A 13,045-nucleotide genomic window follows, 5' to 3' on the forward strand; every position below is an offset into this window, starting at 1 on the left:
TTTAATAATTTATGGGAATGATCTTTACGGCTCCACCTAATCCAGATGGCTGGACTTTCCAATCGGAAGCATCGAAATTTTTATAGTTGATGTTTACAAAATTTATTTCATGGTATTTTCTCCACTCCAATTGATGCTTGTCCATATACCGGATACGATTGGCCATCAGGTTACAAACGGCTATTTCAACGGTATTATTCCCCGCTTTTAAATATTCACCCACTTTCAGTTTAAACGGAATGCTCCAGATGATACCGGCATCTTTTCCATTGATTTTTATTCTCGCGCTCTCATACAATTGATCTAACTGCAAAAGATAATCATCTGCTGCTTTCGTATTTAATTGGAAACTGGTTGAATACACCGCAGCGTCAGAAAAATATTGTGTAGCTGAATCTCCTGTGAAAGCCGTCCAGGGTTGCAGTTGTTTCATCGTTCTGTCTGCCGGAATAAACGGACCGCCACTGGTAAAATGTAATTTCCAATCATTGTTTAATATAATAGCATGTTGTTCAGCAGATAAATAATGCCATCTACCGGTTTTGGCCACCTCATTAGTGGCTTTGATGATCATGGCTTCGCCTGGTTGTAATTGCAGTTTAACCTGCACGCCGTTTTCCCGGTGATGAAATGAAGCTGATCCGGTTTCACCTGTTTGCGGATCCATCAATACAACTGCATTGGCACTGGTATTTAATGAGATCCAGTCATTGATCGTTTTAGGCGTATGGTTAACAATATAATAGTATTTACCATGATTGATTTTTCTCCTGATGAACTTCAATCCCTGGTCGGTCAGTGTTTCCCGGTTGATCTTTACAAATTTCAATGCCGCTTCAACATCACCGGCAATGATGATGCGCCCTTTTCCTATAATCGCTTCTTTGATGCCATTGGTTTTCTGCGCCGCAACAACAGAAGCAATCAATGCCTTTAATTGTTTTCTATTTCGTTCGAGGTTATCCAGTCCTGGTACATCTTCCGGGAATTGCTGTAACACAATTACAGCACCCTCTTTAGCCAATCTAAGTATTTGTTCAAAACTAGCTACCGGCATGTACTTACAACTTGAAACAAGCAAAGCCTTGTATGCAGCACCTTTAGCTGAAACCCTGATGTTACCATTGTCAACACTTGCCTCTTTTAACATCTTGTCCGAAGAAAAATCCATCGAATAGCCCTGGTGTTGCAGATGGGTAAGGTTTTTATAGAATGCTGTAGGGTGTAACCACACATTGATATCATGTACTTTAAATGGCATATCCAACCCTTCGGTATTAGACCAGTTATCATATACAGGCCAATAAGCCAGCACTTCGTTGTCCGGCTCGCCGCTCTGCAGAACCGACTGGCATCTTGTTATGTATTCATTCAATCCTTTTAAATGCGGCCACAGGCTGTTATTTGGAACAAAATTCACCGATGCATAGAATAACCATCCCGGCCATGGCAGATTTGCGGGTGAATAAGTGGCTCCGTGATAAAATACATGATTGATGCCCGCCAGAAAAGCCTGCTCTACTTCGGGCTTGCACTGGCTCCACGAGGTTTTAAAATGTTCGGTCAGCCAGGTGAATGTTTCATTGGAAGTAAATTTCTTTCCCATAACATGCGCAGCAGAAGATGCGAATTTTAGCATGTTGGGGTCGGGATCTACATTCCGGATGTCTTCGCTGTCTCTCCTCAATCCTGGTATGTTGAACGCAGAGCTGCCAAAGGTTTCAGATTCCGGGATATCAACTGCTGCATATAAGTCCAGCAGATTCCCCGGGGAGCCATGCGCCTGGTTGGTATTCAACGCTTTTTTGCTGTGGGCCCAATCAGTAAATTTCTTCGTAAAATGCTGCAGCATCAAATCGCTCATCGTTTCCCGGTAATCAGATTTAACCCGCGCGGTAATTTCATCATCGGATTTTACAACCAGCTGTTTGATATAAGGCCTCAGATCATATCCTCTTCTTTTTACAAACTCATTGAAAAAATCAGGGGTCCAATCGGCATTATAGACTTCATAACTGTCGTTAAAAAAAGAACGAACACCATGATTGGAGTTGCCAAAAGCCGTGTCGAATGTTTTGAAATAATTTACAATCGCATTGGAAGAAAAATGATCCAATGTATAACCCTCGCCACCGGCAGCAGCGCGCTTGACCATTTGCCGGGTTTTACCAACAAACAAGGCAAAAATTTTCCAGTTACCCGTTTGGGGTTGCCATTGCAAGCTGCCATCCGCTAAAACATGATCGGTTATCACAACCGATTTACCATTTTCATCATAAGCGGTAACCACGCTCAGGAACACACCGGGCAGACCTTTCTGTTTACCATCGTTCAATACAATCTTTTCTTTGAGTGTTTCTCCGGCTTTGAGTACATAAGTTTGAACGATCATTTTTGTTGCCGCATCCTGTATGCTCACCTGTGGACCGCCGATAGGCCAGCCGGTTCCTACAGAAATATCAACCCCCATATTGAACAACGCTGTTTTGTTAACCGTATAGTCGAGCATCTTCATCCATTGTGGCGACAGGTAGTTGATATACTTTTTCTCGTATCCTATAGCGCCGTAAATGGGCACCACTTCCACTCCTCCGAAACCCACTTCATTAAAGGATTTCAGCTGTTGGTCAAGTCCGGCTTTGTCCACAGCGCTCCCCATCCACCACCAGCGCGTCCATGGTTTTGTTTCTTTATGGATAGCAGGCCATTGTTGGGCATAGCCTTGCACAACAGCCAGCATTGTAATGGAAGCAATGATTTTTTTGAGCATTGTACTACTCGGTTTTATTAACTGAAACAGCGTATACATTCTCTTCTCCTTCAAAGTTAGCACGGAAGATCACCGATTGGTCATCCGGACTGAAATGCACGTTCGGCTCCAGGTGGTACTGGTGGCGCTTTATATTTACCAATCGCTCTGCATGCAGACTGTCTCCCCGCGGCGTAAAATAATAGATCCACATACCGTCTTTTGCCTTGGCTACCTGTGTATCGTTTCCACCATCTCCGCAGAAATGTTTCATATCGTTTGAAAAATCAATTACCATCTGGTTTAGTACTGCTGCTGAAAGAGCTCAACGGCCAATAGAATTGCTCATATTTATCGGGATGTTCCGGGTTGAAAGAAGCAACATCCTTTCTTATATACTTCACCAGCGGAAGCCGTTGTTCTCTAATAGATTGAACCACACATCTGGCCAGCTCAAATGCACCATAGGTACTGAAATGCGTATCGTCTTTCAGTTCTGTGGGTTGATGAGGAAATGTATTTGCAGGATAATGAACAAATGCTTTAATGGATTGTTGTGATCCCCAGGACTCATACAGTATCTTGCTCATGACATTCAGATCGATCAGTGCAACACCCTCTTCTTTCGCAATCTGGCGCATGGCTTCCGGATAATCACCGAGCGAATTGGTTATTTTTCCCGAAGAATCAAATGTTCTCCTGTTCATTGAACTTACGAGTACAGGGATAACATTTCTTTTTCTCGCTTCAGCGATCCATTCTTTAAGCGTTTGCTTATAGGTTGTAAAAGGATCGAGGTGATTGCTCCCGGGTTTTTGATCGTTGTGCGCAAATTCAATGAATAAATAATCGCCGGCTTTTGCCATGCTCCAGATCTTATCCAGTCTTCTTTCACCTTTGAATGCTTTCAATGTTTCTCCGCTCTCTGCATAGTTGGCTACGCAAACATTGCCGCTTTTGAAAAATGATGGGAACATCTGTCCCCAGGCGGCCCACGGCTCACGGTCCTGGTCAACCACGGTTGAGTTACCGGCTAAAAAAATAGTAGTGGCTTTTGTATTGGGAATGATTTCCAGTGCGCAGATTTTCGCCGCAGAATCATTGAACTCTATGGTCAACAGGTTATCCCAATGCAGATAACTTGCTTCGCGTGGTTTCAGCCGGACTTTACTAACAGCCTCCCCATCTGCATCCCGTATAATGCTGTCTTTAACATGCACCGTAAATGTTTTAGAGATGATCTGTCCGTATTTCGTTTTGATATCATTAAAGAACAAGCGCCTGCATTCAGCACGAACCGTTGTAGCAGAAGTTCCCGCCACATCGCCCAGCAAAAGTTTTACATCATAATTACCCTCGGGCAGTTTAACCGAAAAAAAGAAGGGTTTCGCCGATGTGATAAAATCATTCGTAAGCGGATGTTTGTCTTTTCGTTCAACCGATTGAACAACCGATTGCTGATCAAAGCCAAATCCTTTTTGATAACTGAATTTGCAATCGCTGGTAATTTTTGTAAAACCCGGTGCTGTTGCACCATTGCCAAAGTCAAACCTGTAGGCTGTTTGCGCGTGTAAACACTGTTGCGCTAATAAATAAAACAAAGCAATGATGGCTGGTCTGACAAGCATATACAAGATTGAAAAGAGGCACTAATATAACTTCCAGGCTGCGTTCATACATCCTGATCCATCCTGCCTTCATGAGATTAAACGCAGACTTATGGCAAATAGAAAACCTCTTTAAGCGGAATGCTCACGGGCGATTCGTCGGAATTGGTTTCCATGATATCCTTCATATAATGCCACCATTTTTTCATAACCGGTTGATCCGGCAGCTTGTCGAGCTGCATAACATCGCTGATCTTTAAAAAACCGAACAGTGCGCCCGTTGCTTCATCGAGAAAAATAGAATATTCACCGATACCGGCATTTTTCAGCAGTTGTTCCAGTTCCGGCCATAATGCGTCGTGCCTTTTTTTGTATTCAGCTTCGTATCCCTTATGCAATTGCATTTTGAAAGCAACTCTTTTCATATTAACTGGTTTATGAACGATCCTTAAAATTAGTAATATCAGAAAAGATGCCATCATGCACCATCATGTTTTAACCCCTTCGCGAAGCCCCTGTGGGCCTGTATAAGCCGGGTTTATAAAAAAATCCTACTTTTAGAATGAACATCACAAAAGCATGAAAAGAAATTCGCTTTTTAAACTCATTTCGATCGACTACTTTTCTGCTACTCCAAAGTATTTGCAATTGGCGAACGCGATCATCAAAGGGGTGACCGATGGTATAATAAAAAAAGATGATTTACTTCCTTCTATCAATGAGTTGAGTTTCGAGTTTGAAATATCCAGGGATACTGCCGAAAAAGGCTATAAATATTTAAAGGAAATCGGTTTGCTGGGTTCTGTTCCTGGTAAAGGTTATTTTGTTAATACAGTTGATATAAAAAGGGAGTTGAAGATATTCCTGCTTTTTAACAAACTGAGTCCGCACAAAAAAGTCGTGTATGATGCTTTTGCAGATTCCCTGATAGATATCGCTTCCATCGATTTCTATATCTATAATAATGATTACGGCTTTTTTAAACGGCTGATCCAGAATGCCAAGCGCGACTATACCCATTATGTGATCATCCCGCATTTTATAGAAGGGGGTGAGCATGCGCACGAAATTATCAATACGATCCCCACAGATAAACTGATCCTGCTGGATAAATTATTACCTGGTGTTCAGGGAAATTTTTCTTCGGTGTACGAAGACTTTGAAAGCGATATTTATTGTGCACTGGAGCAGGCATTGCCCCAACTCAGTAAATACCATACGATAAAGATCATCTTTCCAAAAGACAGTTATTTCCCGCAGGAGATCTTAAAAGGTTTCTATAAGTTTTGTCAGCAGTATGCTTTCAGCTATAAGGTCATTCATACAATAGAGAACGAGCCCATCAAAGAAGGAAATGTGTACCTGAGCCTGATGGATTCTGATCTTGTTCTCTTGATTGAAAAGATACTGGTTACGAAACTTAAGGTAGGGAAGCACGTGGGTGTGATCTCTTATAATGAGTCCCAGATGAAAAAGATCATTTTAAATGGCATCACCACTATATCAACTGATTTTGAAATGATGGGGAAAAGGGCTGCAGAGCTAATTACTTCCAATACCATTGACCACGTACCCATTCCCTTTTCATTAACCCTCAGGCCTTCCTTGTAAATATGGTTGAAAGAGGGGCCAACTGGAAAGCCGGCCCCGTATGTTAATCATAAACTACATCCCGGATAAGAATACCCAGATGTGGTCTCTTTAATTATGGGTGATCCTGTACGCTGTGATCTTCCGGTACAATGTTGCTACCCCTATTTTAAGCAAACGGGCAGCTTCCATTTTATTTCCTTTTGTGAGGTGTAATATCTTATGTATGTGTTGTCTTTCCATGCTTTCCAGGTCAAGTGCATTATCCATAAATGCCGTGTCTTCAGCAGGTATATGAAAATCGGTCGATAAATGTTCTTCTCCCAGGAATGGTTCATCACACATAATCACAGCTCTTTCAATGATATTCTTCAGCTCCCGTATATTTCCTCTCCAGTTACGGGCTTGCAGTTTTTCAATAAAACTGTTGCTCATGCCATGAATGTTTTTATTCATTTTTTTTGAGAATACCTCGACAAAATATTTTGCCAGAATCGGTATATCTCCTTTTCTCTCTAATAATGAAGGAAGTCTTATACTGAAAACATTCAGCCTATAAAAAAGATCTTCCCTGAAAGTACCGGCTTGCACTTCCTGGTATAGATTCCGGTTCGTAGCCGAAATCACCCTGATATCTATCGTTACAGATTTGGTATCCCCTACTTTAATAAACTCATTCTGTTCCAGCACCCGCAAGAGTTTAGCTTGCAGGTCTATATTCATTTCCCCAATTTCATCCAGGAACAATGTGCCGCCATGTGCCTCCTCCAATAAGCCTACTTTATCTTTTATAGCACCCGTAAAAGCCCCTGCTTTGTGTCCGAATAATTCACTCTCCAGCAAGCTTTTCGAGAAGGCGCTACAGTTAATGGCTACAAAAGGTTTGTCTGTCCGGTTACTATGAGAATGTATGGCCCTGGCAAATAATTCTTTTCCGGTTCCTGTTTCGCCGAGAAGCAATACCGACACATCGGATGGTGCGATTTTTTTCGCCACTGAAATGGTTTGCATGACCAATGGCGAGCGGCCGATAATATTATCAAAACCATAGGCCATTTTGATCTCTTTTTCCAGTTTATTCAGTCTCTTTTGAAGGCGGACTTTTTCAATTGCTTTTCCCAGTAACGGAATGATCTTATCATTGTCGTTTCCCTTTATCACATAGTCAAAAGCCCCATTTTTCATAGCCTGGATGCCATCCGCAATATCTACAAATGCTGTAAACAGGATCATTTCAATGGCAGGGTATTGCATTTTGATATACTTCACAAATTCAACACCACTTCCATCAGGTAACCGCACATCGCAGATGATGACATCTACCTGCTGGCGTTGCAATATTTTTTTAGCCGACAGCAGGTCGTGGGCTTCTGCTACCGAATATCCTTCCAAAGAAATGATCCTGTTGAACAGCGATCTCAGTTTCTGTTCATCATCAATGATTAAAATCTGTCCATTTAACAACATGGGATCTTAATTATTCAATAGGCGCTTTCACAGACATTTTATATAGATAATTGACCTTTACCATCTTCCTGTATTCATCGTAAGCAGTAAGATCCGCCTCTGATCTCAAGCCATCGAGCAAGTCGTGAAATTTGAGGTTCTCCGGGAAGGCTTTTTTGAGGTTTTCAATAGTCAATGGATATATTGTTCCATTTCCTCCGGCACTGAAATAATAGCTGCTTTTTTTTACCCATCCTTTACCTTTCTCTACGCTTGAAGATGCATAGGCTTTGTAAATAAACAGCCCTTCATGATCGAAGATTTGATATCCTTCGTTATGGAAGAAACGGAAGTCCTGGCCATTACCATCTGTGTACCCAAACACTTTATCTTTCTCCAATTTTACTACCTGGTCATTTTCAATGATCCTGATATTGGAAGCACCTGAAAACCTGTTCAGGATGATCTTCTTACTTCCTTCATAAGAAACATGTCGGCCGATAAAATCTTCGAGGGAAAGATAGATTCCCTTTTTAGCTATTGCCGTATTTACTGTCACTATCCAAAGCAGCAGTAATAATTTGATCGTTTTCATGGCTTTATATTTAATGTGATTAAAATCTTACAATTAATGCCAATATGCCCCTGGTCTCCGATTTAACCAGGTCGGGCGTCCAGCCCGTATTGGGTGTATATGAATTAGGATTAAACGTTAATGCGGGATTCGTTTGGTAACCATTTTGGCCGGTAACACCGCCTGGTCCATTGAAATAGGGAATGTTCATAAAACGGTGCACCAGTTCTAGTCTGATCGTTAAAAAATCATTGGGATTGTAATCAAGACAGGTTGAACCATCCCATCCATCCATTTTAGCGCCGGGAACAGCGTCTGCAACAAATTTATCAGTGGCTTGTCCGGGAGGTACCAATGCCAGGTACCTGCTGGGGTTGTGCAGGAATCCGCCTCCGATGGTCCATCCCCATTTCATATCCTTGCCAAACCAGATCCTGTTATATACCATTCCGCTGATAAAGTTGGAAGCAGTAGTGTCTCCGAAAGGTGTAAACGTTGTGCCTTCATCACTGCCCCATTGAAAACCGAAATCTCCTGTAACAGTGAACGCAGCTCTTTTGATACCCGATGCCTTAGGGTTATTATAATACATGTGTTGGAATGTATTATCGGTATGTATTCGCTTCACATGAGGCATCCCTGCTACATCCGTTCCGAAATAGTTATTGGAGATAAAAGAAACTTTACCATTGGGCCTGTGCAAATAAGAGAATCCGAGGCCGGGCATTTTGTTGAACTTGCCATAAGATTGCCATCCATTGATCAGCCATAATTCAACTTTTGTTTTAACGCTCGGAAACATCTGCACCCGTATACCATTGAAGAACCAGGGTGTATTATCAGAAGTATAGGAGGGTTGGTAACTCCAATTCTCAAAATTGTTATAGGAGAACATGCCGATATAAGACATGAATATTCCCATATCTACATTGATGCCATGCCATTTATCAAAATGATACCCGCCATAAGCTTCGCTGAGATACCGGTATGCATCGGGTAAGTCGTACATACCTCTGTAACCACTGTAATCATTACGAGGAACAACCGTGGAGCGCGTTCCGAACTGGGTCATGATCCTTCCTCTTACATTCTTATAATGAAAATCGCCTCCTACGCCTACAAATGATACCGTGAATTCTTCATTCCTGGATAAAGCCGTAGAGCCCAGGACTGTATTATCTATCGGATGCCTGTTCGAGTAGGTATAATTCATGTCGAATGTAAAATCGCCGGTAAAATATTTATTGTCGATAATCTTGGAAGCCTGGCGGTTGTTGCCATTTACCCAGGAAAAATCAGCAAATCCAAATGGGTCTCCCGGTGCAGCAGGGTTGGTGGATGTGTTAAGGGAATCGGCAGGGTTATTATTGATACCATCGGTTACTTTTTGAGCCTGTATATCAGACAACATAAAACAAAGTGCCAATGCAGTTAATAAAACCGTTCTAAGGGTATTGCTAAGGGTCATGTTAGTATGGTTTAATTTTTATTGTTTGTTGATACAAGCAAATCGTTAACTCCGCAAGGCTTGAACAGCTTTACAGGTAACATTGATAGAACCGGTTATCTATGTCATTTCAAGAGGTGCCAATGCTATGCCAGCAGATTATTTATATGTTTTTTTATAACATAACTATTGCTGACAAAGGATTCCCCGTCATTCTTGAAAATTGATGCGGAGAAAAGAGGTGGGAAAAACACTATCATTATGATACGATTCTTATCATAATGCAATGATGCAGATGCTGTTTCAGCAATGCTGGCCGGTAAATTACAGGCTGAGGGTAAGAAGTTAGTCTTTCGACAATCTTTCTATCCGGTAATCGGGTAATATCCACACGGCAGCTACTATGCAGTAAAGTACAAAACTGATGATGGGTATATAAAAGGCAATGAAAATAGCTATCAGGTAAACAGCCGAAGAGAGTTTTCCTTTCCAATCCTGTCCATACGCGTGCGCAATGGCCGAATCTGCTCCGTGCAGTTTCATCAGTATCCTGGCAAGGATATACCACGCCACAGAAGCCATGAACAATATAAACCCATACAAGGCAACCGGCCAGGTAGAAAAATGATTCTCCCCAATCCACGCAGAAGTAAAAGGGAACAGGGATATCCAGAACAACAAATGCAGGTTGGCCAACAGTACCCTGCCGTTTACTTTAGACACTACATGCATCATGTGGTGGTGATTATTCCAATAAATCCCTACATAAATAAAGCTCACAATGTAACTGATGAAAACGGGGAATACCGGTTTCAGCACGGAAAGGTCATCTCCATGCGGAATTTTCATTTCCAGTACCATGATGGTGATGATGATGGCCAGGACACCATCGCTGAATGCCTCAAGTCTGTTTTTGGTCATATACTAGTGTATGAACTTAGGGTCGAGCTGCACCTTATACTCCGGGTGCTTTTTTAAATATCCTGCAACAAAGGGGCAATATACCATTACCGGTTTCTGGTGTTCTTTGGCATAAGCAAATGCATATACTGCCAGGGCAGAAGCTATTCCTTTTCCTTCCATTGCAGCAGGCACTTCAGTATGCATGAATGCAATATCATCGTGGTAATAACGATACTCAAGATAAGCTGTTTCTCCATTCTCGGTAATTTCGAAACGCATGTTCTTTTCATTGTGCCTGATATCGTATGCCGGACGGTCCATACTGTCCATTCATTTAAACAGTAAAATACAACTTTTCCCTTACTCAATGACCCACCATGAATACGAGTCGGGCTCAAGTCGAACCTTCAATGTTACTTCGTAATTCCTGTTCAACACATAAGTACCAGCTGCTCCTTCTTTTTCCCTTATACTGGCTGTTTTGGTAAGTCCCGTATAATACAATGGTACATGGATGGTTTGAGTGATAACTTTTTTGGTAGGATTGTATAAGATCATCAATCCCTTTTCTTTTAATTGCGGATTCACATGCAACAGCCCATCCCAATCGCGCCCGTCTGCACGCCGCAGGTGAATGATATCGCTGTTGAGTATAGTGCGGTATTTTTTGTACCAGTTGATTACCTGTGTAACCATGTGCCTGGTAGTATCTGTATCATATAAACGTGGTCCCCGGTAACAGGCTTGTACACCGGCGCTATAGTATTGCACCATGAGTTGTTCATAATCTTTCAGGTGCTCGCTCAGCGGCTCCAGTATGGCTTCGGGACCGCCGCCCTGGTATTTTGTGAGGGGCACAAAACCCCAGCTCATCGAACCTGTTTTTTCCCAGGTACCATCGAATATATTTTGCCTGTTCAATAATTTCTGGTGATCCCTTGGCAAAGAAAAATTCACTTCCCTGTAACCAATACCTATTTTATTGGTACCGTCCAGAAAATACCAGTCAGGCGCATTGATGTAAACACCGCTCGTATTCAACCAGTGATACAATTCTTTTTGTATTTCCATTTGCCTCCACTGTGAATCGTCGAGCCCCTTGTGTCCCGGATGTGAAGTAGAAGCGCATACATCGCCCGGGTAGGGCCCATCATTCTCCCAGATATCGAAACCCGTTTGCGTGAAAAAATATTTGATCTTATCGCGGTAAGCCAATCCCCATTTGCTTCCAAAGCAGGGTGCGTTTCCAAAGAAAGCACCGCCTGGCTTGCCGGTTTTAGGATCTACTACATCGTCTTCATCGCTGATACGGCGTGAGCTGAACAGGGAATAACCACCGATCTTTATATGCTTATCGTGTGCATACGCTGCCAGCGCTTTCCATTGGCGGATATTCGCTGCTGAAGAGTCTTCCATATTCAAATGACTGCCGAAGCTCAATATCACTGCTTCATAACCGGTAGCAACACACTGATCGATGGCCGTACGTACCTGTTCATCGTTCTTACTCACCAGGTGCATGAAAATGGGGTTGGCTGTTGTCCAGGGAGCTATTGTACTGTACATCCTGCGAACAGCAAGTCCTCTTCTTTCCCTGTCGTATCCATCCATCAACAATTCGTAAGAACGCACAGAATGCAGAACGGCTCCCGGTTGTAATTCAATACCCGGAGCCTTATCGGGATAAACTTCCAGCACACAAGGCGTTTGATAATCATAATTCACTTGCGAAGTGTAGGATCGGTCTGTTTTCCAGTGAAGGGTTTGATCGCTCAGATCGTAACGCATGGCATTGTTGAAAGCATAATTGGTTTCAACATAAATACCTTGCTGCTTTTTCATTCTTTCTGCACTGCCTACTACCGCGCTTTCTTCTTCCGGCGTTGCCAGTATTTCATTCACCACACGATCTATCTTCAACGAGGCATTACCCTTATTTTCTATAGAAAGCCATTTCACCATCAGTGGAATACCATCATACAATTCATAATTCACTGTTACATGAATATCTTTTAAAGCAGGCACTGCCGATTCATAGTAAAAACTCACCATCACCCCGGTTGCCTCCTTTGTATTCATTGCCCAGGTAGCAGGCTTCCATGCCAGGAAGGGATTTAGTTTGCTGATGACGAACCGTTGAAACACGAAACCTCGCTCATCACGTGTAAAATCATCTACCCATGCAGGCAGGAGGTATGCTTTTTCTTGCTGACCGCTTAATCCACCAACCGGATATTCTTTTCCATCGATCGTAATACGTGCTTCCGGCGAAACAGCCCTGATCAGTTCCTGGCCCGTAGTCATATTCTTGTATCCGGTACATGCAATACCTGGATTGAGTCTGAACGTTCTTTTTACAAGACCATTATACAAAATCAAATCCCGCCGATCCTGACTATTGTAAGCATTTGCTTTTCCCTGAACGGGGCGCACCAACCAATCTGTCTGGTTGCTTTGCTCCATGTTGTTTGTCCAAACAGGTAATTGCACCAATTGTTGTGCAGATGCACATTTGGTTACAATGGCAAATAAGGCAAGATAAAAGAAACGCAAGATCGGTTTTATTTAATGGGGCGATTATTTCAGGTACCAATTGTGGTACCTTTTCAGCGCCTTAAGATAATAATAATCGGCATATCCCTGTCCCGTATCATTCGCCGGTGCTTCAGGCGAAGGGAATCACAACAAAATAACTGATGACAAAATATTATTCCCCGGTATAAAACCTA

Annotated in this window: 11 protein-coding genes; 1 reads left to right on the forward strand and 10 read right to left on the reverse strand. The window is 42.4% G+C overall.

What is annotated here, in order from left to right:
• Position 1: 1 nt before the first annotated feature.
• The 4 genes from SEDOR53_RS0103910 to rhaM form a co-directional block, all read right to left on the reverse strand.
• Positions 2-2,770 (reverse strand): glycosyl hydrolase, encoded by a 2,769-nt coding sequence (locus SEDOR53_RS0103910; RefSeq protein ID WP_037360509.1) that lies wholly within the window; start codon positions 2,768-2,770, stop codon positions 2-4.
• Between the two features lie 4 nt (positions 2,771-2,774).
• On the reverse strand, positions 2,775-3,023 hold the full coding sequence (locus tag SEDOR53_RS0103915; protein WP_157576695.1) for a hypothetical protein: 249 nt from the start codon (positions 3,021-3,023) through the stop codon (positions 2,775-2,777).
• 13 nt (positions 3,024-3,036) lie between these two features.
• On the reverse strand, positions 3,037-4,377 hold the full coding sequence (locus SEDOR53_RS0103920; RefSeq protein ID WP_037360512.1) for a rhamnogalacturonan acetylesterase: 1,341 nt from the start codon (positions 4,375-4,377) through the stop codon (positions 3,037-3,039).
• Between the two features lie 89 nt (positions 4,378-4,466).
• Entirely contained in the window at positions 4,467-4,781 is a 315-nt protein-coding gene (gene rhaM, locus SEDOR53_RS0103925; RefSeq protein WP_026768541.1) for an L-rhamnose mutarotase, read from the reverse strand.
• Positions 4,782-4,935: 154 nt separating this feature from the next.
• Here rhaM and SEDOR53_RS0103930 point away from each other — a divergent pair, with 154 nt between their 5' ends.
• Positions 4,936-5,967, forward strand: coding sequence for a GntR family transcriptional regulator (locus tag SEDOR53_RS0103930; RefSeq protein WP_026768542.1), 1,032 nt, complete (start codon positions 4,936-4,938; stop codon positions 5,965-5,967).
• A 90-nt stretch (positions 5,968-6,057) separates the two neighbouring features.
• Here SEDOR53_RS0103930 and SEDOR53_RS0103935 read toward each other — a convergent pair whose 3' ends face one another.
• From SEDOR53_RS0103935 to SEDOR53_RS0103960, 6 genes are all read right to left on the reverse strand, one after another.
• Positions 6,058-7,413, reverse strand: a complete 1,356-nt coding sequence (locus tag SEDOR53_RS0103935; RefSeq protein ID WP_037360514.1) for a sigma-54 dependent transcriptional regulator — start codon at positions 7,411-7,413, stop codon at positions 6,058-6,060.
• Positions 7,414-7,423: 10 nt separating this feature from the next.
• A complete protein-coding gene (locus SEDOR53_RS0103940) occupies positions 7,424-7,987 on the reverse strand; it encodes a hypothetical protein (protein ID WP_026768544.1) in 564 nt (187 codons plus the stop codon).
• A 19-nt stretch (positions 7,988-8,006) separates the two neighbouring features.
• A complete protein-coding gene (locus tag SEDOR53_RS0103945; protein ID WP_026768545.1) occupies positions 8,007-9,434 on the reverse strand; it encodes an outer membrane beta-barrel protein in 1,428 nt (475 codons plus the stop codon).
• A 324-nt stretch (positions 9,435-9,758) separates the two neighbouring features.
• Positions 9,759-10,334, reverse strand: a complete 576-nt coding sequence (locus SEDOR53_RS0103950) for a TMEM175 family protein (protein WP_026768546.1) — start codon at positions 10,332-10,334, stop codon at positions 9,759-9,761.
• A gap of 3 nt (positions 10,335-10,337) precedes the next feature.
• Entirely contained in the window at positions 10,338-10,637 is a 300-nt protein-coding gene (locus SEDOR53_RS0103955; RefSeq protein WP_026768547.1) for a GNAT family N-acetyltransferase, read from the reverse strand.
• Between the two features lie 39 nt (positions 10,638-10,676).
• The gene (locus SEDOR53_RS0103960; protein ID WP_051416484.1) at positions 10,677-12,869 is read right to left on the reverse strand and encodes a hypothetical protein; all 2,193 of its coding nucleotides are present in this window, start codon (positions 12,867-12,869) and stop codon (positions 10,677-10,679) included.
• Between the last annotated feature and the right edge of the window lie 176 nt (positions 12,870-13,045).

Origin of the sequence: Asinibacterium sp. OR53 (genome assembly GCF_000515315.1) — a bacterium.
GTDB lineage: Bacteria > Bacteroidota > Bacteroidia > Chitinophagales > Chitinophagaceae > Sediminibacterium.

Bases quoted from the DNA above. Each gene is read 5' to 3' on its own strand.
- SEDOR53_RS0103910 (WP_037360509.1), bottom strand. From the start codon at position 2,770: ATGCTCAAAAAAATCATTGCTTCCATTACAATGCTGGCTGTTGTGCAA.
- SEDOR53_RS0103915 (WP_157576695.1), bottom strand. From the start codon at position 3,023: ATGAAACATTTCTGCGGAGATGGTGGAAACGATACACAGGTAGCCAAG.
- SEDOR53_RS0103920 (WP_037360512.1), bottom strand. From the start codon at position 4,377: ATGCTTGTCAGACCAGCCATCATTGCTTTGTTTTATTTATTAGCGCAA.
- rhaM (WP_026768541.1), bottom strand. From the start codon at position 4,781: ATGAAAAGAGTTGCTTTCAAAATGCAATTGCATAAGGGATACGAAGCT.
- SEDOR53_RS0103930 (WP_026768542.1), top strand. From the start codon at position 4,936: ATGAAAAGAAATTCGCTTTTTAAACTCATTTCGATCGACTACTTTTCT.
- SEDOR53_RS0103935 (WP_037360514.1), bottom strand. From the start codon at position 7,413: ATGTTGTTAAATGGACAGATTTTAATCATTGATGATGAACAGAAACTG.
- SEDOR53_RS0103940 (WP_026768544.1), bottom strand. From the start codon at position 7,987: ATGAAAACGATCAAATTATTACTGCTGCTTTGGATAGTGACAGTAAAT.
- SEDOR53_RS0103945 (WP_026768545.1), bottom strand. From the start codon at position 9,434: ATGACCCTTAGCAATACCCTTAGAACGGTTTTATTAACTGCATTGGCA.
- SEDOR53_RS0103950 (WP_026768546.1), bottom strand. From the start codon at position 10,334: ATGACCAAAAACAGACTTGAGGCATTCAGCGATGGTGTCCTGGCCATC.
- SEDOR53_RS0103955 (WP_026768547.1), bottom strand. From the start codon at position 10,637: ATGGACCGTCCGGCATACGATATCAGGCACAATGAAAAGAACATGCGT.